The organism is Mycoplasma enhydrae (assembly GCF_025779955.1).
Taxonomy (GTDB): domain Bacteria; phylum Bacillota_I; class Bacilli_A; order Mycoplasmatales; family Metamycoplasmataceae; genus Metamycoplasma; species Metamycoplasma enhydrae.
Genome location: NZ_JAOXHI010000005.1, coordinates 18,174 through 40,628 on the forward strand (window position 1 = coordinate 18,174; position 22,455 = coordinate 40,628).

Annotated in this window: 17 protein-coding genes and 1 CRISPR repeat array; of the genes, 3 read left to right on the forward strand and 14 right to left on the reverse strand. The window is 26.5% G+C overall.

The window, feature by feature from the left end; translation table 4 throughout:
* Positions 1-51 precede the first annotated feature (51 nt).
* Entirely contained in the window at positions 52-2,457 is a 2,406-nt protein-coding gene (gene leuS, locus OF364_RS01950) for a leucine--tRNA ligase (RefSeq protein WP_318529866.1), read from the reverse strand.
* Positions 2,458-2,655: 198 nt separating this feature from the next.
* Between leuS and ileS the strand changes: the two genes are divergently transcribed.
* The 3 genes from ileS (at position 2,656) to OF364_RS01965 (ending at position 6,272) form a co-directional block, all read left to right on the forward strand.
* Positions 2,656-5,328, forward strand: coding sequence for an isoleucine--tRNA ligase (gene ileS, locus OF364_RS01955; protein WP_263774043.1), 2,673 nt, complete (start codon positions 2,656-2,658; stop codon positions 5,326-5,328).
* Entirely contained in the window at positions 5,318-5,944 is a 627-nt protein-coding gene (locus OF364_RS01960) for a signal peptidase II (RefSeq protein ID WP_263774044.1), read from the forward strand. The genes ileS and OF364_RS01960 overlap by 11 nt, the downstream gene beginning before the upstream one ends.
* 79 nt (positions 5,945-6,023) lie before the next feature.
* On the forward strand, positions 6,024-6,272 hold the full coding sequence (locus OF364_RS01965; RefSeq protein WP_241006240.1) for a hypothetical protein: 249 nt from the start codon (positions 6,024-6,026) through the stop codon (positions 6,270-6,272).
* Between the two features lie 70 nt (positions 6,273-6,342).
* On the opposite strand, the gene rpmE is transcribed toward OF364_RS01965, so the two are convergent.
* The 13 genes from rpmE to OF364_RS03065 form a co-directional block, all read right to left on the reverse strand.
* Positions 6,343-6,552 (reverse strand): 50S ribosomal protein L31, encoded by a 210-nt coding sequence (gene rpmE, locus OF364_RS01970; RefSeq protein ID WP_205851366.1) that lies wholly within the window; start codon positions 6,550-6,552, stop codon positions 6,343-6,345.
* Positions 6,553-6,607: 55 nt separating this feature from the next.
* Positions 6,608-8,995: a phosphoketolase family protein gene (locus OF364_RS01975; protein WP_263752722.1), complete on the reverse strand. Its 2,388-nt coding sequence runs from the start codon at positions 8,993-8,995 to the stop codon at positions 6,608-6,610.
* 99 nt (positions 8,996-9,094) lie between these two features.
* On the reverse strand, positions 9,095-10,471 hold the full coding sequence (locus OF364_RS01980; RefSeq protein ID WP_373422510.1) for an MSC_0618 family F1-like ATPase beta subunit: 1,377 nt from the start codon (positions 10,469-10,471) through the stop codon (positions 9,095-9,097).
* A complete protein-coding gene (locus OF364_RS01985; protein ID WP_263774045.1) occupies positions 10,471-12,018 on the reverse strand; it encodes an MSC_0619 family F1-like ATPase alpha subunit in 1,548 nt (515 codons plus the stop codon). The genes OF364_RS01980 and OF364_RS01985 overlap by 1 nt, the downstream gene beginning before the upstream one ends.
* Positions 11,996-12,490, reverse strand: a complete 495-nt coding sequence (locus tag OF364_RS01990; protein WP_205851363.1) for an MSC_0623 family F1-like ATPase-associated protein — start codon at positions 12,488-12,490, stop codon at positions 11,996-11,998. Before OF364_RS01990 ends, OF364_RS01985 begins: the two co-directional genes overlap by 23 nt.
* 160 nt (positions 12,491-12,650) lie before the next feature.
* Positions 12,651-14,336: direct repeats of the CRISPR family, unit length 36 nt; unit sequence GTTTTGTATTGCTTAAAAATAGTATAGTACTAAAAC.
* 42 nt (positions 14,337-14,378) lie between these two features.
* Positions 14,379-15,137, reverse strand: coding sequence for a hypothetical protein (locus OF364_RS01995; protein ID WP_263774046.1), 759 nt, complete (start codon positions 15,135-15,137; stop codon positions 14,379-14,381).
* Positions 15,137-15,442, reverse strand: coding sequence for a CRISPR-associated endonuclease Cas2 (cas2, locus tag OF364_RS02000; RefSeq protein WP_263774047.1), 306 nt, complete (start codon positions 15,440-15,442; stop codon positions 15,137-15,139). The genes OF364_RS01995 and cas2 overlap by 1 nt, the downstream gene beginning before the upstream one ends.
* Positions 15,443-15,446: 4 nt before the next feature.
* Positions 15,447-16,343: a type II CRISPR-associated endonuclease Cas1 gene (gene cas1, locus OF364_RS02005; RefSeq protein ID WP_205851360.1), complete on the reverse strand. Its 897-nt coding sequence runs from the start codon at positions 16,341-16,343 to the stop codon at positions 15,447-15,449.
* A 98-nt stretch (positions 16,344-16,441) separates the two neighbouring features.
* Positions 16,442-20,011, reverse strand: coding sequence for a type II CRISPR RNA-guided endonuclease Cas9 (gene cas9 / locus OF364_RS02010; RefSeq protein ID WP_263774048.1), 3,570 nt, complete (start codon positions 20,009-20,011; stop codon positions 16,442-16,444).
* A 303-nt stretch (positions 20,012-20,314) separates the two neighbouring features.
* Positions 20,315-20,575 (reverse strand): 50S ribosomal protein L27, encoded by a 261-nt coding sequence (gene rpmA, locus OF364_RS02015; protein WP_205851358.1) that lies wholly within the window; start codon positions 20,573-20,575, stop codon positions 20,315-20,317.
* 2 nt (positions 20,576-20,577) lie between these two features.
* Positions 20,578-20,880, reverse strand: a complete 303-nt coding sequence (gene rplU, locus OF364_RS02020) for a 50S ribosomal protein L21 (RefSeq protein WP_205851398.1) — start codon at positions 20,878-20,880, stop codon at positions 20,578-20,580.
* A gap of 141 nt (positions 20,881-21,021) precedes the next feature.
* Complete coding sequence (locus OF364_RS02025; RefSeq protein WP_263774049.1) at positions 21,022-22,335, reverse strand: type I restriction endonuclease subunit R, EcoR124 family; 1,314 nt, start codon at positions 22,333-22,335, stop codon at positions 21,022-21,024.
* Between the two features lie 24 nt (positions 22,336-22,359).
* Positions 22,360-22,449, reverse strand: coding sequence for an IS3 family transposase (locus tag OF364_RS03065; protein WP_373422513.1), 90 nt, complete (start codon positions 22,447-22,449; stop codon positions 22,360-22,362).
* Between the last annotated feature and the right edge of the window lie 6 nt (positions 22,450-22,455).

Here is a 22,455-nt window from a genome sequence, read left to right on the forward strand (position 1 = left end):
TATAAAAATAAAATATGTGAACTTATTAAGGCTCACATATCTTGAATTAATCTATTTAACAATTATGTTAATAATTTTATTTTCAACATATATTGTTTTAACTATTTCTTTTTTTTCGATTCATTTTAGAATTGAAGGAATTTTTAGGGCATTATTAATAACATCTTCCTTAGTTCAAGTTGGTAGGATTTCAATTTGCCCTCTGGCTTTTCCATTTATTTGAATTCCAATTTGAGGGTTTGAAATTAAAATTTTGTCTTTTTCAGCATATGGCCATGATTGATATTGAATTGGTTTTTCATTTATCATTTCTAAAAACTCTTCAGATAAATGGGGCGCAAAAGGAGATAACATGATTGCAAAATTTTTAATAATACTTGATGAATTAATTTTTTTAATATTAACTAAATAATTAATAAACACCATAAATTTACTAATTGCAATATTAAATTTATATCTTTTAATATTTTCATTAATATCCAAAATTAATTGATTTATTTTGCTATCTAATTCTTCATGTTTAACACTTAAATCAATGTTATCTTTTAGATAATTAATTAGATTATATATTTTATCTAAAAACTTCCTAATACCATTTAATGAATCAGTATTTCAAGACTTAGAATCAGTTAATGGTCCCATAAACATTTCATAAATTCTTAAAGCATCAGCTCCATGTGATTCAACTAACCCATCAGGACTAATAACATTTCCTAGTGATTTTGACATTTTTTGACCATCTGGGCCCAAAATTAAACCTTGATTGATTAGTTTAGCAAATGGTTCTTTAGTATTAACCACACCTAAATCATATAAAAAGCGATGTCAAAATCTTGCATAAAGTAAGTGCAATACAGCGTGTTCTTGGCCACCTATATATAAATCGACAGGCATTCAGTTTTCAAATCGTTTTTTAGCTTCATCACTATCTAAAGCTAAATATGAACCATCTTCATTTTTTAAAATGTAAGCTAAAAAATATCAACTTGAACCAGCTCATTGAGGCATGACATTTGTATCATGACGATATTTTTTACCTTTTCATTCTACATTTAATCATTTTGTGGCATTTGCCAGTGGGCCCTCAGTTGAGCCTGATGGTTTAATGTTTTTTATTTCTGGCAATGCTACTAATTCTTTAACTAAATATATTTTATTTTCTTCATCAAATAAAACTGGAAACGGTTCACCTCAATATCTTTGACGTGAAAAAATTCAATCTCTTAATTTATAGTTTGTTTTTTTATTAACAGCATTTATATTTTTTAAGGCATTATAAATTTTTTCAGTGGCTTGAGCATTATTGCAGCCATTAGCAAAATCTGAATTAATGTGTTTGCCATCGCCTGTGAATGGTAGGTTTTTTGAATCAATTATACTTTCAATTTTTAGATTGAATTTTTTAGCAAATTCATAATCTCTTTCATCATGTGCAGGAACTGACATTACAGCTCCTGTGCCATAATTCATTAAAACGTAATCTGAAACTCATATTTGAATTTTTTGATTTGTTAATGGATGAATGGCATAAGCACCTGTAAATAAACCAGTTTTATGTTTATTTAACTGAGTACGTTCTAATTCATTTTTAGTTTTAGCTTCAGCAATGTATTCTTTAATTTCTGGTTTTTTATCAAATGAACATATACTTAATAATAAAGGGTGTTCTGGACTAATTACTAAAACTGAAACTCCGAAAATGGTATCTAGTCTGGTGGTAAATGTTTGAAGGTTTTTAGTTGAATTTAAAATTTTTCATTCAACAACATGACCTTCAGATTTACCTATTCAATTTTTTTGTAATAATTTTAAGCTTTCAGGTCAGTCTAATTTGTCTAAATCTTCTAATAGTTTGTCAGCATAAGCAGTTATTTTTAGAACCCATTGTTTCATAGGTTTCTTTATAACTGGATAATTGCCTCTTTCGGATACTTTTTGACCATTAACTTCAATAATTTCTTCATTAGCTAAAACAGTACCCAAGCCCTCACATCAATTAACATCAACTTCTTCAATTGAAGCTAAGCCTTGTTTATATAGTTCTTTAAAAATTCATTGTGTTCAAACATAAAATTTCGGATCAGTTGTATTTATTTCTTTTTTATAATCATATGAAAAACCCATTGATTTTAGTTGTCTTCTAAAATTATCAATGTTCTTTAGTGTAAAAGGTGCTGGATGATTTCCAGTTTTTAGAGCATATTGCTCGGCAGGTAAACCAAAGGCATCCCAGCCAATAGGATGTAGAACATCATAACCATTTAATCTTTTATAACGTGAAATAATATCAGTTGCAGTGTAGCCTTCTAAATGGCCTACATGTAACCCTGCGCCAGAAGGATAAGGAAACATGTCTAAAATATATGCTTTTTTATTATGTTTTTCAGTTGTTTTAAAAGATTCGTTTTTTTCTCAAAAATCTTGCCATTTTTTTTCAATTATTTTGTGATTATACATGATATTAATTTTACATTAATAAGCATTTTTTTTAAAATTTAAAATAAATTTTTACATTCACTATTCTTATAAATTTTTGCTTAAATTGAGAATAGTTTTATGCTTCAAAAGCTTCTAATTTGACAAACATTTTTTTTTAAATTAAAATGTTGTAAAATTTATATATTATTTTCAAAAAAATTATAAAGAGGTAGTTTTATGGAAGAAAAAAATAAAGATTATAAAAACACATTACTAATGCCTAAAACAGATTTTTCAATGAAGGCTAATTTAGCTGAAAAAGAAACTATTTTTAGACAAAGATGACAAGATATCAACTTGCATAAAAAAGTTTTAGAACAAAACAAAAATAATAAGTCTTTTGTTTTACATGATGGACCTCCATATGCAAATGGAAACATACATGTGGGACATGCCTTAAACAAAATTTTAAAGGATATTATTGTACGTTTTAGAAGTATGCAAGGTTTTTATAGCCCCTTCGTAGCAGGTTGAGATACTCATGGTTTACCAATTGAACACAAAATGCTATTAGAAAGAAAAATGACAGCTAAAGATTTTTCAATTGCTGAACTAAGAAAAGCATGTGAAAAATATGCATTAGGCCAAGTTGAAAAGCAAAAAGAGCAATTTAAACAACTTTCACTGTTAACTGATTTTTCTGAAATTTACATTACTCTTAATAAAGATTTTGAAGCTGAGCAATTAAAACTATTTAAAAAAATGATTTTTGATGGTTTGATATATAAAGACTTAAAACCTATTTATTGATCGCCATCATCACAATCGGCACTTGCTGAAGCAGAAGTAGAATATGCCGACCATATTTCTCCATCTTTATATGTTGCTTTTAAAATTAAAGAAGGTAATGTGCTTGTAAATTCTAATGATTATATTTTAATTTGAACTACAACCCCTTGAACTTTGATTGCTAATTCTGGTGTAGCTGTTAATAAAGATTTTGAATATATAAAAGTTAAGGTTAATAACAAAAACTATATTGTTGCTAAAGAAATGCTTGAAAGTGTTGTTACAGCATGTAAATGAGAAAAATATGATATTGTTGGCAAATCTTTTACCGGTCAAAAGCTATTAGATGTTAAATATGAAAGCCCAATTAACAAATTAATTTGTCCTATTGTTGAAGGGCACCATGTTAGTCTTGAAAGTGGTACAGGTTTAGTTCATATGGCGCCATTATTTGGTGAAGATGACTTTATTATTGGCACAAAAAATAACCTTAAAAAAATTATGCACGTTGAAGATGATGGAATGCTAAATGATTTAGCTTTAGAATTTAAAGGTTTATTTTATAATGATGCCAATCCTTTGATTGGTCAATTTCTTGAACAAAATGACCTACTACTTGGATTTAAAAAAATCAAGCACTCATATCCACATGATTGAAGAACTCATCAACCTATTATGTATCGTGCAACACCACAATGATTTGTATCACTAAAACCTATTAAGCAAAAAATAATTGATGAAATCAATAATGTCAAAACATATAACGATTGATCAAAAAATAGACTTAAATTAATGCTTGAAAATCGCGATACTTGATGTATATCAAGACAAAGATCTTGAGGTGTGCCAATTATTGTTTTTTATGACAAAAATAAGAATCCTGTTTTAAAAGAAGATATTTTTGATTATGTAATTGATTTAGTTAAAAAGCATGGTTCAAATATATGATATGAAAAAAGTGTAGACGAACTTTTACCTGCTAAATATCGTAATCAGGGCTTTAGCAAAGAAAATGACATCATGGATGTGTGATTTGATTCAGGTTCAACTTCTTTAGGAGTTAAACCTAATAATATCGAAGCACCATTTGATTTGTATCTAGAAGGTTCAGACCAGTATAGAGGATGATTCAATAGTTCAATGATTAATTCTGTTGCTTGAAGAAATAAATCACCTTTTAAGGCATTTTTATCTCATGGCTTTACTTTGGATGGTAAGGGAAGAAAAATGTCTAAATCATTAGGCAATACAGTTGATCCATTAGAAGTAGTTAAAAAATATGGTTCTGATATATTACGTTTATGAGCAGCTAATTCAGAATACACAGCTGATATAAGTATAGATAACAAAATACTGGACCAAAATGTAGAAATTTATCGTAAATTAAGAAACACCATTAAATTTATGCTTGGTGGGCTAGATGATTTTGATTTTAAGAAAATAGAAATTGAAGGAATTCATGCTTTAGTATTAGCAAAACTAAGAAATTTAGAGTGCAGAGTTTTAAATTACTATGAGAACTATCGTTTTGTTAATGTAATTAAGGAAGTAAATAATTTTATAATTGATTTAAGTTCATATTACATTTCAATAACCAAGGATATTTTATATTTAGATAAACAAAACTCAAATGAAAGAAGACAAGTTCAAAGTGTATTCGCAGCTGTTATTGAAACTCTAGTTCAAATACTTGCTCCTATTTTACCTACTACCATGGAAGAAGTTTATGAATATTACAATAAACCTAATAAGCTTGAATCTGTTCATTTATTAAAATGAAATTTATCTAGCAAAGTTGATTTAAGTTTGGAAGAAAAATGAAATGAATTCTTTGAACTTAAGGATGAAATTTATAAACTAATTGAAGAACAAATTCAAAATCAAACAATTAAAAGACAAAATGAAGCACTTGTAATAATAAAAACAAATTCAAGTTTTATTAAATCATTACCTCTTACTAAATTATTAATGGTTGCCAAAGTTGAATTTGGTGTTCAAAATTCTGTAAGCAAATTAGAATCTAAAAAATGTTTAAGATGTTGAAATCATTTTGAAGAAATTGATTTTAATAATGATCTTGAAATTTGTAGACGCTGTGAGGAGGTTATTAATGGAAAATAAAAAAATCAAATACTTTTCAAAAGAATACTGAAAAACCAATTGAAAAACTATTGTTATTAACTTATCAGTATTTATTGGTTTAATGTTCATTTTTTCATTAGTAGACCTATTAACAAAAGGCTTTTTATTTAGATGAAAAGATAAGGCTAATCTTATTGTTGACGAAGATTTTCGAATGGGTAGTTCTTTTATGATAATACGCTCTGTTTTACATAAAGGAACAACAATAGGAATATTCGAAAGCAACTTAGCAATATTACATACAATAAGTTTTTTAATAATTTTAGGTTCAATGTTTGGAGTTACTTTTATTAAAGATAGAAAAGCTTTTATTGTTGTATTCTTAGCTATGATTAGTGCTGGATCTTTTGGTAATATGTATGACCGGTTTGCTTTCAAGGGAGTTAGAGATATAATTAATCTTCCTTGAGCAAATCATGGAGTATTTAATATTGCTGATGTGTGATTAGTTTTAGGAGCCATAGGCACATTCTTATCAATTTTAATTTACAACTTAGTTATATTTATTAAAAATAAGAAAAAACAAAAATTAGAAGCACAAATACAAAATCAAGAAAATAATGAAGACTCACAATTTACTAACAGCCAAATATAATGGCTGTTTTTCTTATCTTTTTCTCAAACTAATAATTAAATGGCAAATTATTGCTATAGATATAGGTGGAGGTAAATAAATGAACTTAACAAAATTAAATAAGAAAGAATGTGATGAACTAGTTGGTGGAGTTGCCATAAGTGGTATTATTGGTTCTATATTAGCAGCTTTACCAGTAATTATGTCAACATTAACTTCTACTGTGGGCCTCATTAGAAGTGTTGGCTCATCTAAAGGTGAAATTAAAACAAAAGATGGTTTTAGTGCTAAATGAGATGATGGAGACAATTCAAGTGGCTTTAAAGTTGGTTTCCATTATTGTATTTAGCTAAATTAACAAAAAACTCAGATGACAATAATCATTCTGAGTTTTAATTATTTTTCTCTGCTAATTAGCACTATTTTTTTGATTTTTCTAATATCTTATTAAATCTTTCTACACGTCCACGAGCTTTAACATCGCTACGGTTTCCAGTGTAGAATGCATGACAATTAGAGCAAACATCTAGAGATACTTTTTCAGCAGTTGAACCAAAACTAAATTCTGAATTACATGATGAACATGTAGCTTTAATTTCAGCATATTTTGGGTGAATTTCTTTTTTCATAGCATGCTCCTTTGAGTATAAGTTAATTAACTAGGTAATATTTTACCAAATTTTGCTATTTGTTAATGTTTTTTCATTTTCATTCTACAACTTCTGGCATATCATATCCATGCTCTAGAATATATTTATGATGTTCATCTAATTTTTTATCCATTAGATCTAAAAATTCTTGTTGTTTTGAACCATATAATTTAGCAATTGCGTCTTTAGCAATATGAAACCTATCCATATGGCTTAATTGTCTAATGTCAAAACTTGTGGTAATATCTCCATTTTCTCTATAACCATGAATTATTAAATTATGATTATGTCTTTCAAAGAAAATATCTCTAATTAAACCTTCATATCCATGAAATGCAAAAACTATAGGTTTATCTTTAGTAAATGCTTTATCAAATTCTTCATGGCTTAAACCACGTGGGTCTATTTCCGGTACTCTTAGTTTTAACAAATCAACGACATTAATGTATCTAATTTTTAGATTTGAAAAATGATTATTAATAATAGAAATAGCAGCTAGTGTTTCTAAATTAGGTTCAACACCTGATGAAACGAATACTATATCTGGTTCTTCATTAATTTTAGTATTCGAAGCTCAATCAATAACCTTATAACCTTTTTCTACTAATTCTTGAGCTTCAGCAACACTGTAGAATTGTTCCCTTGGTTGTTTTGAAGCTACAATTAAGTTAATAACATTTCTCTCAGTTAAAGATTTTTGCATAATTGCCAATAATGTATTAGCATCCGCTGGCAAGTATTCACGAATTAATTCTGGGCGCTTGTCAGCTAAATGACCCAACAAACCAGGATCTTGATGTGTATAACCATTATGATCTTGTTGAAATGCTGTAGAAGTTGCAATTATATTTAATGAAGGATAATCTTTTCTTCATGATAGTTCTAAGGATTTTTTTAGTCATTTCATGTGCTGAGTAATCATTGAATCTACAACACGTAAAAATGATTCATACGAAGCAAAAAAACCATGTCTACCGGTTAGTACATAACCTTCTAAAAAACCTTCTGCTTGGTGTTCACTTAATTGTGAATCAATAATTCTTCCTTCAGTAGAAACTCATTCATCATATTTTTCCGAAGAGTCTTCTAGTCATTGTCTTTTGGTTACATCAAATAAAGCAAATAATCGATTTGATTTAGTTTCATCTGGTCCAAAGACTCTAAAATTATCTGGGTTTTTTAAGACAACATCAGCCATGTATTTTCCCAATTCAACCATATCTTGTGATTTTGAAGCTCCAGGATATTTAATATCAATAGCAAAATCTTTTCATGATCTAAGTTTTAGAGCTCTTGGATTAATTCCTCCATTGGTTATAGGATTAGTTGCCATTCGAAAATCACCAGTAGGTGCTAATTGTCTAATTTCAGGTATTATTTTTCCTTGCTTATCAAATAATTCATTAGGTTTATATGACATTAATCATTTTTCAAGTTCTTTAATATGTTCAGTTTTAAAATAACTTACTGGTAATGGTACTTGGTGTGCTCTAAAACTACCTTCAATAGCTTGACCATCTCATTCTTTAGGACATGTTCAGCCTTTTGGAGTTCTAACAACTAAAACTGGTCAAGTAGGTCTTTTAACTTTAGAAGCGCCTAGTTTTTTGGCTTCTTTTTTGATTTCAAGAATTTTTTCAATGGCTTTATCCATTAAAGTTGCCATTTCTTCATGGATTTCAATATTAGTTTTCTTTGAAGATCAATTAAAAACTATTGGCTCTCAACCCATTCCTCTAAAATACTCTTTAATTTCATTTTCAGGTTTTCTTGATAATAAAGTTGGGTTTGATATTTTGCCACCATTTAAATGCAAAATAGGTAAAACCACACCATCATTAACAGGATTAATAAATGAATTTGAAAATCAGCCGGAACATAATGGACCTGTTTCAGCTTCTCCATCTCCAATAACAGTTGCAGCTATAACGTCAGGATTATCTAAAATAGCTCCTGTAGCGTGTGATAGAGCATATCCTAATTCTCCGCCTTCATGTATAGAACCTGGACTTTCAGGCGCAGCATGACTTGCTGTTCCACCGGGGAATGAAAACCTTTTGCACATTTTTTTCAAACCAGCGATATCTTCAGTTATTTCTGGATATATTTCAGTGTATGAACCATCTAAATATGAATTAGATATCATCACTTGTCCACCATGTCCTGGACCTTCAATATAAAACATGTTAAGATTGTATTTTTTGATAACTCTATTTAAGTGTAAATATATAAAGTTTTGTCCTGGTATTGTGCCTCAATGTCCAATTGGATATAATTTAATATCACTGGGTTCTAATTTCTTTTGCAATAATGGATTATCTTTCAGATAAATTTGAGCAACACTTAGATAATTTGCCGCTCTAAATCACTTATCCATTGATTCAAAATATTTAGTTTCATTATATTTATTATTTGATTTCATAATACCTCCAAAAGTAGTATTTAATATGTTTTTGCATTAATAATTTTACATTATATTAACCCAATAATCTTGAATATAAAAAAATGCCCTAAGGCATATTTATAAACCTAGTTCTTCATCTGTTGGAATTTTTAAATTTGAGCCCACATAAGCAAAAATTTCAGGGCTTTGTTTTAAATATTTTCCATCTAAAATTCTTCTCACGGATTTGACTGTTTCATTTAATGGAACATAAACTCCTGGAGCTTTAGTAAAATGCTCAGTCATAAAGAAGTTTTGGGTAAAGAAGTTTTCAAGTTGTAATGCTTTGATAACTGTTTTTTTAGATTGATCATCAAGTTCATCAAAACCTAAAATCATAATTACATCTTCTAGGTCCTTGTAGGCTTTTAAAATTCGCTTGGTTTCCACTATAGCTTCAAAGTGTTTTTGACCAATAATTTTTTCATCAACCGAATGCGATGAACTAGCAAGTGGATCAAAAGCAGGGAAAATATTTTTTGCTGTTTGATTACGAGATAAAACTAAATTTCCATCTAGGTGGTTAAATACTGCTACAGCTGATGGATCACTTAAATCATCCATTGGTAAGAATATGGTTTGAAAAGAAGTGATAGCACCGTTATTGTTTTTAAATAATCTATTTTCAATATTAGCGATATCACTTTCTAAAGTAGATTGATATCCTCCCACTGATGGTTTTTTGCCTAATGAAGCACTAACTTCATTTTCAGCTTGCACAAAACGATAAATGTTATCAATGAATAATAAAACATCTTCTTTTTCAATGTCTCTTAAATATTCTGCTGCAGTAATTCCTATTGGCACAATAGACATACGAGCACCAGGAGATTCGTTCATTTTTGAAATATACATTGAAGAATTTTTCATTAACTTAGATGATTCAAGTTCATTGAATAGTTCAATGGCTTCACGTGAACGTTCACCTGAACCGATAAAAATGTTAGATGTCTTTTTAGAATCTTTATTAATATTAAAAATAATTTCCTTCATTAAAACAGTTTTACCAACTCCTGCACCACCAAAGATACCAAGTTTGTATCCTTTAATAATTGGCATAAAAAAGTCTATTGCTTTAATTCCTGTTTCTACTATTTCAATTTTATTATCTAAATAACGGTCTTTGTTGATGGTTGAGTTCATTTCAACATATTCAGGCATTGATAATTTATTTTCTAATAAGGGTTTGCCTTCAAAAGAATAAATGTTGTTTTTTGAATTCATTCCTACTGGAACCATAAAACTTTTTTTAGTATTAACTATTTTATCAGTCATACAAATTTCTTTAGAGCTATAAATAATAATAGCTCTTACAGTTTCTTCATCAATTACTCTTTTAACTAGTAAATATGTTTTGCCATCGTTTGTGGTTAGCAAATGATTTACTGCTGGCAAACTGTTTTTAGGAAATTTAATTTCAACAATATCTGATCATAATTTTATTATTTTACCCATTATTTATCTCCTAAGGTTTTTGCTATTTTTTCTAAATAGATGTTATTAAATTCCACAAATTCATTTGTATAATCAGTTTGCCATCCTAAATTTAAATAATCAGAATATTGTTGAAGTGCATAAGCAAAAAAGTCTTTTACTAATTCATCATCATAATCATCGCTTGTTTGAATTGTATTAAATATCTTTTTAGCTTCTTCATTAGTTTCAACTAGGATATCAATAAATTTAAGTGCTTTTTGGTCATCCTTAATACCGCGTAAGATTTTTCAAGAAATTAATTTTGACATTAATAGCACAAATTTATTTGAATATAATGAATATCCTTTTTGGATAAACATTTTATCAATCATTTTGCCCTTGTATAGCAATTCCGCTGTTTCTTTATTTAGTTCATAATCCAACATGGCAAGTTTTAGGTGTCTTTTATATTGTTTAAAAGTTTTGGCTACTTCTGAAGCCACTTTTGACATTATTCTATTTTGTACTGAAGATCCTGTTCTTGAAACTGATAAATTAATGTTGATAGCAGGTAAAATACCTTGAGAAAATAAATCAGCACTAGTTACGATTTGACCATCTGTAATTGAAATAACATTAGAAGCAATTAAGCTTGTGATATCACCATCAATTGTTTGAATTATTGGTAAAGCTGTAATGGTTTTACGACCTTCAAAAGAACCTGCTCTTTCTAGTAATTGTGAATGAGCAAAGAATAAATCACCTGGCATAGCTTCTTTGCCGACAGGTTTATCAGTAAGCAGCGCTATTTCTCGAATAATATTGGCATGTTTAGTTAAATCATCGAAGATAATAACAACATCATCAGTTAGTGAAATATTTTCAGCATGAGCCATACCTATGTAAGGTGCTAAATATTGTTCATATGCACTTGTTGAAGGAGCATCAATTATAATTGTGTTTTTTAAAGCATTGTGTTCTTCTAAAACACTATATATTCTAGAAATACTTTCTTTCTTTTGGCCTATAGCTACATATATACACTTTGTATCAGTTTTAGCTTGGTTCAAAATTACATTAATGGCAATGTGAGTTTTACCAGTTTGTCTATCACCAATGATTAATTCACGTTGACCTTTACCTATAGGAATTAATAAATCAATTGAGCTAAAACCTGTATATAGTTGCTCATTTAAAGTTTTAACTGTCATTAAATCATGAGCCAATTTAAAAATTGGTGTTTGAGGATCATCTTTTTGTTTTTTGATTTCTTCTTTAAAAGGCAATATTACATTACCAAAAATATCTATAACCTTGCCAAAATGTGCCAAAGAACTAAAAACTTCATTTCGCTTAGTTGGACAGATAGTATCATTGATTTTAATTTCCTTGTTTTCATTATTTGCTAATAAAAATGCCCGATCAGTAGAACAATTAATTAAAATCATTTTGATGCTATCGTCTTTTGTACTAACAAAGTGTTGGCCTTGTTCATATGGGAATTCCCCTACTACTTCGATAATGTAACCAAATATAGAAACAACTCTTGGGTTTGGTTCATTATTATTTATTTTTCTTGTGCTCATTTTCTTTTCCTTCCTGTTTAATTTCAAAATATTGAGACATAATATAAATTCGATATTCTAATGAATCATTAGCTATATAAAGAACAATATTTGGTAAAAATTCAACATAGTAATTTTTAATTAGGCTCAAAATTTCTTGATTGTAGATTTCTTCTAATTGTAATTCATATTTCTTGGATTGATTTAGTTTTTGAATTGATGGTATTTTTTTAGTACTACTAAACTTAGTATTTATTTCAAATTCAACCTTAAAATCTTGATATTCGATTGCACTACATTTTGAAACTAGTGATTTTAGTTTATCTAAAAAACTTGTAACTTCTAATGAAGATTTATTTAATGAATTTTTTAAGATTATTGTTGAAATCAATTTATTAAAATTTATAAAATTATCTTTAGTTAAATTTTGTTCCAATCAAAACAAAATTTTATTCTTATTTGAAATAAATTTTTGATGCTCTTTATCTTTCATTTGTTCCTCAATTAAATTCAAAATATAACAATAATAAATTACTGCTAATTTAAAACATACCTTTAAATTATATTAAATAATTATTTAATATGTTAATTATCTATTGATTAATAATATATTAGTAAATCATATTATTATTTAAGCAATACAAAACACAGTGGTTTTGTATTGCTTAAAAATAGTATAGTACTAAAACTAAAAGCAGAAGCTGTATTTTGTAAAGATTGTTTTGTATTGCTTAAAAATAGTATAGTACTAAAACTTATTGAAAATTTAAACATAAATTTTTATAGTTTTGTATTGCTTAAAAATAGTATAGTACTAAAACAACATAATATTTTTAATTGGTACACTATTTGTTTTGTATTGCTTAAAAATAGTATAGTACTAAAACTAGCTAATAATAATTGTGTATATTATGTCTGTTTTGTATTGCTTAAAAATAGTATAGTACTAAAACTCATTGACTTTGTAGATATATCTTCTGTATGTTTTGTATTGCTTAAAAATAGTATAGTACTAAAACATAGTTTATTTACTCATATATCTGGTTCTAGTTTTGTATTGCTTAAAAATAGTATAGTACTAAAACAAATAGCCAATTTTTGTTGAATGAATTGATGTTTTGTATTGCTTAAAAATAGTATAGTACTAAAACATAGTTGTTTTTTGTTCTTCAACACCTTTAGTTTTGTATTGCTTAAAAATAGTATAGTACTAAAACTAACTAATTTATTTTTAGTAGCTTGAGTTAGTTTTGTATTGCTTAAAAATAGTATAGTACTAAAACTTAATAAGATTGGTGATAAGTGGTAGAGAGGTTTTGTATTGCTTAAAAATAGTATAGTACTAAAACCAAGGCATTAATTCATGCTGCAGATCCTTCGTTTTGTATTGCTTAAAAATAGTATAGTACTAAAACAATTATCTCCTTTTAAAATTTTATATTTATGTTTTGTATTGCTTAAAAATAGTATAGTACTAAAACTATTAACTACAGCAATAATAACAATAATAAGTTTTGTATTGCTTAAAAATAGTATAGTACTAAAACTAGTGCTTCCTAACTCTGATACATAAAAATGTTTTGTATTGCTTAAAAATAGTATAGTACTAAAACCTTCATCGTTAAGATTATCACGTTCATTATGTTTTGTATTGCTTAAAAATAGTATAGTACTAAAACTAGCAGTTAAAGCATTTATTCAATCATGATGTTTTGTATTGCTTAAAAATAGTATAGTACTAAAACTAGAAGTCAAAGCATTTATTCAATCATGATGTTTTGTATTGCTTAAAAATAGTATAGTACTAAAACAATTATCTATAATATTATAGAATTTTTCTAGTTTTGTATTGCTTAAAAATAGTATAGTACTAAAACAATTATAGTTTCTTCATCTGCTGTAAATGGGTTTTGTATTGCTTAAAAATAGTATAGTACTAAAACAAGGCAAAATGATAAATAAAAATTATTATTGTTTTGTATTGCTTAAAAATAGTATAGTACTAAAACACATAGATGCTTCAGCAACTATTAAAGATGGTTTTGTATTGCTTAAAAATAGTATAGTACTAAAACTCTTTGTGTCTTCCCAATTGATTACATAATGTTTTGTATTGCTTAAAAATAGTATAGTACTAAAACTAGATTGTTCTAAATTCAATTTATAAGATTGTTTTGTATTGCTTAAAAATAGTATAGTACTAAAACAAGTAGCCAATAATATTTAATAAGTTATTTGTTTTGTATTGCTTAAAAATAGTATAGTACTAAAACAAGTGGATAAAAATTTAAGATTTGATAAAAGTTTTGTATTGCTTAAAAATAGTATAGTACTAAAACGTCAAATTATTGAAATTTTCAACAATTTGACGCCTTTTTTTATTAAATTAACTGTTTTTTTAGTTTTATTTGCTTAAACTCATTGTTTTTTAACTCTTCAAGAACTCTTTCAGAATTTACGTTTTTAACATTATATTCATCTTCAAATCATATTTTTATGGAATCAGTAGAAATAAATTGATATAAATTAGATTGTTTTTCAAAAGCGCAACACTCTAATTCATTAAGATTTTCAATAATTGAAAATAAATTATTAGTTATTACTAGAAAATTAAACTTATTTAAATATTTGCTTAAAGTAGCACATGGTATTGTAAAATCTTTTAATATTATTAATTGCTTATTAGTTGACTCAAAATTACCTAGTCATTTTTCAAATGTTTTCTCACTAATAAACTTTTCATCATCCAAAGATATTAAATTTTTCATTATTTTAATTTTGTCCATGTTAATGGTTAAAAATTCATCAGAAATTCAATCATTTATTTTGTCAATTTCTTCTAAAAATTTATCATTGTTAAAAATTGCTTGAACATCAAGATTCTCGTTATTTAAAATAATTTTAGTTAGTATGTTTTTTGCAGATAAATTATATAGCTCTTCCAGTTTTGTTAATGGTGATACTATAATTGCATTCTTTATAGAAATTTCAGAATTTTCAATTTCAAAAACAGTTTTTAAATTTTTAATTTCATATTTATAAAAGTTAGATATTAATTCATCAATGTTATTTGTCTCAATTACAAATATACCTTCATATTCGATCGGACTTATTGTTTTTAAATTATTAATTTGCAGCATTATAATTCAATGTACCTTTCTTTGTCATTATAATATTCATTTATTGATTTTTCTCCCATTAAAATGTCAATATTAGCATATTGCTTTTCAGTAACCAACAAAACTCTCACGTTTGATTTTGGTGGAATTATTTTCATAAGCCTTTCTTTTTCATAGTTGTAGACTGTTTGAAAACCAATTGTTTTGACATATATTGAATATTGCATCCTGTGGTAACCCATTTTAATTAATGAGTTTCTAAACTTATTAGAAAAAGGTAAGTTGTCATTTTCAGTTGAAATATCGTACATAATTATTATTTTCATATATCTATTTTGAACTTCAGTCAATTGCCAATTCCTTTATATCCCTATTTTCTAATATACCTTTAGTTAAATAATCAATATAATCAATAATTTTCATTTGCTTATTATTAACAACTATATGCTGTTGCAAATATAAAAATAATTCTTCTTTATAGTCTTTAAAATTTGATTCTATTTTGGAATTCTTTTTAAGCACAAACTTATATACAAGATTATCTACAATGCACCGTAATGGTTCTACTAAATCACAAGCTAGGGGTACGTTATTATTAAAACTTTTATGAAAAACACTAATTCGATTATCAAAACCTTTCGAAACTAAAGAACGGCTCACATATGACATTAAAACACTATATCCATAGTTTAAATATATATTTATATAATCATTAGCATTTTCTTTTTCTCGAATGAAATCTTTTCCAAAAATGGATTTAAAATAAACTTTTGCAGCATGTCCTTCTCGGTTGGATAAGTCCATAATTTTAACATCTTCAAAATAATTGCTTAAGTTCTCAATTGTGCTAATATCATCAGGAATTAAGTTTTCAATTAAATTTTTCGAGTTTAATATTTTTAATTTAATAATTAATTGTCAGGTTTTTGCTTTGTATTTGTCATCTCAACTAAGTTGAGAAGCAAAAACCTTGTTATCAAAATAACCATTAAAAGGAATTATTTGAGCTATTGGCATATGCTTATAATCGCAAAAAATAATATTCACTTTTTTTTCAATTAAATCATTTATTAGTGGAATGCTTATGGCCATTCGATTATTTTCAAAAATAATTGTTTCTATATCATTAATTGGAATAATAATCTTACTTTGTTCTTTTTTAACAATAAGATTACCTAAAAATAAAGATAAATATTCACTTTTTGAAACATCAATAACTTTTTTCATTTTTACCTCCGCCAGAATTTCTTCTGGCCTAAGGCATATCAACTATATTTTACATTAGTTTAAGAATAAAAAATAAGTCTAGATTGACTAAACTTATTCTAACCTAAAACAGATTTATCAATTTTTTCATAATTTTTTAATAAATCATAGGGTTTTTCTCTATGTCTTACATCTTTTTGAGGATCTTTAGCTTGTTTTTCTCTAAACACACAATATTTGTATTCTATCATATCCGATGTAGCTCCACTAATATAAATTAGTTGTTTATCTCTATTAATTTCTTTATGGTTGATTAACATAGTTCCTTTATAAAACACATCTATGATTTTATTTTCCAAAGGAATATTGTTTGCATCCTTTTGTTTATTTAATTCATCTTGTAAATATATAGATTCATCTTTGAAATCCGGCTTTTTATTATTAGCGAATCTATATATTTTGGCATTAACAGGAATATATTTATATTGATCATTTTCATTTTTATATATTAATAATGCAACTCAATTAAATGATTCTTTAAAACCTTTCTTGTTTTGATTTGGTAAAAAACTTACTTTATCTTTGTCTAATTTGTAAGACATAATCTTGAGCTTCCGAATATAAGAAAAACTCTTTGGTTTTCCAATTATTAAAGCCTTTTTATTTTCATTGTTTAAAAATTTTCTGGCTTCTTCTTCATGTTTTTCTGGATTATTACACAATTCTTCTTTGTATTCTCTAAATAAATCTTGTGTGTATCTCTCAATTATGTTTTTGGCATTTGGCGTAGTTTTCTTTTTTTTGTCATCTGGTGAAGAGGCATTTTCGTCTCGCAATTTTTGATCATATTCTAAAAATATTTTATAAATTTTGTTGAATTCTTGAGGATGTGATTTTTTCATTAATATTGATTTGTCTTTTTCTAAAATTAGACTTAGATCAATCTCAAATATTGATTTTCTTTCTACTTTTCTATCAACACCTTCATCATCAGTCAATCAAGAATAAATTGTCTGTTTAAATAATTCGATATTATAATCCTTAATAAGTTTTCTGGAATATCTAATCCTATTCAAAATACTTTCTTTTGTTTTTCTAATTTTTCTATCATCATCTACAATTTCTGTCATGGTATTTTGAATTATTTCAGATATTTTTTTAGCATTAAAACTCAGCTCCTCAGTTTTACAAATAAATTCACCCGTTTCGGCATTAAAAACCTTGTGATCTTTTATTTCAAACCTTGGATCTTTAAATGCTAAGCTTTGAGATCAGGGATTGTATTTATTAGCCACTATAGCTATTATAGAAGCATCAATAGCATGATGAGAAAAATGGTTTCGATCTTTAGGACTTAATTTTCCTAATTTTCTCATTAGACTTGTAAATTTTCCTCTAACAGTTATTACATTAAATTGTTTATTATGCGTAGCTGAATATTCATTTAATTTTTCTAAAAACATTTTGCTTGCATATCTTGTATCATTTAAATTTCTAGCCAAAAAATCAATTTTGTCTTCTTCAGTTAAAGTATCATGTAGCAAATTAGCAATTTTATTTTTAAATTCGTTGGATTTTTTATCAATAAATTGCTCATCAAATCCGTTTTTGCAAAATTGTTTCAATTTTTCAAATTCTTCTGCTGTTAAAAATTCTTTAGGAATTCTATTATTTTTGGCTTGATTAGTTTCCATAAGAACCAAAACTTTATTACTCAATGAATCATCATGGCTAATACTGCGAGGGATAATGTGATCAATCTCAGAATAGTTAGGTTCTTTAATAACTCTACTAACATCTAATTTTTCATTTTTATAAGGATCGTACCCATCTTGTTGACAATACAATAATAATTTTTGTTTTGTTTTTAAATTCAGTTTGTTAATATCAATAATATCGCCTGAAATTTCGCATACTCTTGTTTTAATTTTTTCATATCTAGCTCTATTATCCTTATTTTGTTTATTAATTTTATCAATTTCTTCTTTTGAATTCTTATCACGAGGCATTTCTAAGCCTATTTTAGATATATTATAAATATTTCCATATTCTTTTATAATCTGGTTGAACACTTTAATTGCTTCAGCCATTGCTGTTTTAAATGCTGGAGGTACTACTAGATCATTCAAAAAGGAACTATCCATGTATTTTGAAGGCTGCTGTTTTAAAAATTGTTCATTGCCTTGAGTTGATTTATTATATTCTTGAATGGCAAAATATAATTTACTATTTTTATCAAATTTTAGTTTATTTAAATTTGTATTTTCATTAAGTAAATCATCTAATACTAAATTAATTACCTTTAAAGATAGAGAATGTGTTTTGGTGGTTTTTAGCTTTGAGCTTCTAGAAATATCTAAAATTGCATTATTTATATCTTCTTCAGAATTAAAGTATTTATTGAAAATTTCCAAATATTTGTCTTTAATAATATCTGTTCGTTTTTCAATTTCTTTATTTTTAACTAAAACATCAAAAATTAAATCTAGTGATTTAATAAATTCAAAAAGAGTATCAAAATTTAAGATACTTAAATTGGCTTTATTATTCTTAAATATAGAAATAAATTCAAATAAAGATTCTAGTTCTGAAATTTTTTTATCACTATTTCGAAAATCTTCAACATGCAATAATTCTTTTATATCACTTCTTTCAGCCTTCAAGTACTCTAAAACTGTTTTGTAATTTAGTGTAGGTATTTTTTTGCTATCTTTGGCTTTCTCTATTCATTTAGATAAAATGGCTTTTTTGTTTTCAAATGATAATTTTCAATCATCATCTTTGTTATGTCGAATATTATTCAAGTCTTCTAACAAATTAAATATTTCCATACCTAGACTTTGTTTAGCAGCGCAATATTCATTTGCAAAAATACTACATTTGCCCATTGTTTTTTCTCAAATGTAATTATATTTCTTAACTAATTTATGATTTTCATCGTATTCATATATTCCATAAGGACTATAGCTGTGTTCACTACCGGGTCCTGTTTCATAATTTCTAATTCAATCATATAATTTGAAAAATTCTTGTTGAAATTCTTTAAATTTTGATTCTTCATACTTAGCTGCTTGAATCGAAAATAAATGATTTAATTCTTTTTTGTAATCTTTATGTGAAAATTTTACATTAGCAAAAGATTCAACACCATTATATCAATGATATTTATCATAAAATGCTTTTTGAAATTGTGTAGGAAAATTATAAGCTGCTTTATTTAAAGAAATTACTGATGCTTCACCTTTTTTATCAGTATCTTCTTCCACTACTTCATAAAAGAAGCCTCTATTTTGTAAATAATCATGTAGAATTCAAATTAATTCCTTACTATTAATTTCTTGTTCTAATGCTTTAGCTCTTAGATAAATAATATTTGGATATTTTTGCGACATTTCCAAATAAATATCATCAATGTCTTTTGAAACAGAATTCAAACCTAAACCAAAAAGTTCCTTATATTTCAAAACAATTTTTTTAAATTGTAATTTCTTATAGTTTTTTCTTCTTATTGATCTTCTAATTGCACGATTATCTCTTCTTGTTTTTGCTAATTTAGGTTCATTAAAAAGCCTAGATCCTAGTTCCAGAATTTCATTATTATCATTTTGAACAATTGATCAACCTACTGATCCTATTCCTAAATCAAACCCTAAAGTAACATTAATTTTTGTACTATCTTTTACACTCATTGCCAACTCCCTAATAAATTTTTGTGCTTAAAATCAGATTATTACATTAATATTTTATAATTTTTTATCATTTAATCTATATTTATGTATAATATTTTATGTACTAATAAAAACTATTTGTATTGCTTAAGAATAGTATGTACTAAAAAAAGGCGCCTTTTTAGGCTGCCGAATTTGCTCCCGTAATTGGGAGTTTTTATTTTCAAAATTTTGTAATATAAAAAAATGCCTTGAGACTAGGATATAAAACTTAAAAAGTTAAATCTTTAAAAGCATTATAAGCCTAGTAGGCATTTTTATAAATTATTTTGATTCAGATGGATAAACTGAAGCAAATTTTCTATTAATTCTGTTTTCGAATTTAACAATTCCATCAATTAAAGCAAAAAGTGTGTCATCTTTTCCACGGCCAACATTTTGACCTGGAAAAATTTTGGTTCCTCTTTGTCTATAAATAATGCTACCCGCAGTTACAAATTGACCATGAGTTGCCTTAACACCTAATCTTCTACCCGCCGAGTCTCTACTATTTGATGTCGTTCCACCAGATTTCGTATGTGCCATGACTATTTCTCCTTAATTTCTGTAATTTGTACTTTTGTATAAGGTTGACGGTGTCCCAATTTACGTTTATGTGTTGATTTGGCATTATGTCTATAAACTACAATTTTTTTTGCTTTTCCTTGTTTTTCAATTGTTCCTAAAACAGAAGCTTTTTCTAAATAAGGTGTACCAATTTTATCTTTAATAACTAAAACTTTATCAAATACTATAGCATCACCTTCATTGCCTTCGATTTTTTCGATGTAAATAACGTCGCCTTTTTTAACAATTAGCTGTTTTCCACCAGTTTCGATAATAGCAAACATTGAAAGCCTCCTTATATTTTGTCACATCTTTAAGGCACTTATATGAAACATTATAAGTTTAAGCCTGTTTAGAATGGTTACTCTATAAGTAACTTTAGAATTATAACAAAAACAATAATAATTATCTTTTAATAAAAAATTTTATTGCTCTTGGTCATCATTGGAATATTTATAATAAATTTCTTTTAGATTCTCATAAATATTATTTCTTAGTTTTTCTCTATCATTAGCAGCTTTGGTATCTCTTAATGAAGGAAATTTTTTTCTTAAAACTCCATTAACTAAATTAAAGAAACCTAAACCTTCTTTGCTTATTCTATTATCGATGAAACAATGATGTAGATATTCATTGGCAGTTTCCTCTAGAAGTTCAAATTTATTACATATTATATTTAAATCTTCTTTGTAATTTTGGTGTAAATTAACACTAAAAGCTTCTGCAATTTCACGATCACTTCAATTTACAAAGTTGTTTTCGATTACAAATTTTATTATTAATTCTTTTTTTGATCTTAAACCAATATTACTATTAAGTTTAGCTTCAATTTCTTTAACTAATTCACCTTTTTCGATTTTTTTGTTCATGACTATTAAATTAACTATATCATCAACATCATATTCATTTGCTTTAGCTAAAGAAATTTCAAATTCAAGGTCTTCATTAATAATTTCTTTTTGATTATTTCGATTAGCTTTTTCTTTTTCATAAATATCATTGTAATGAGATTTGTAATCACCAAATTCACGTTCACTAATTATTGTCTTATTTTCAAATTCCTCAAAACTAAAAAGAATGTTTCTTAATCTCAAAATTTGATTAAAGAGTTTAACAAAATTAGTTTTATCTTGTTTGGACATTCTTTGAAAATCACTAAGCTTAATTTTTTGTAATTTTTGAATAAGTGATTTTCATCCTTCAAAATGCTTACCTTCTTCTGTATAACCATTGTAATAATCATTAAAACTTCTATATAAAATAAACTTAGAAGCATTTTCACTTCCAAATAGTTTTAGAGCTTCTTCAAAATATTTATCAAGATTTACAAAACAAACAATATTACCAGCATCTTTAATTTCATTGCTAATTCTATTAGTTCTTGAAAAAGCTTGTAATAAATTATGATAACGAAGTTCCTTATCAATTCAAAGCGTATTTAGCACTTTTGCATCAAATCCAGTTAAAAACATATTAACAACAATTAAAATGTCAATCTCCCTGTTTTTAACCTTTTTACTAACATCTTTATAGTATTCTAAAAATTTATTTACATCTCAGTTTGTTTTAAACATTTCGTTATAATCGTTAATGGCAAAACTTAAAAATTCTTTATCAGTTTTTTGTAATTTATCAATTGAATCATAGTTCTCATCACTATCCTCATAGCGGCCTTCTTGATTTGCATCATAACTGTAAATTAAAGCAATTTTCAATTTATCTTCAGCATTTTTAAACATGTCCCCTATTAGTGGACAAATCAATTAAACCTTTCTCATGTAATGACACGGAGAGAGGTTTTTTAGTTTAATTTGTATTCTAATATTATTATAGTAATTTATAAAGTCAGTAATTAGCTC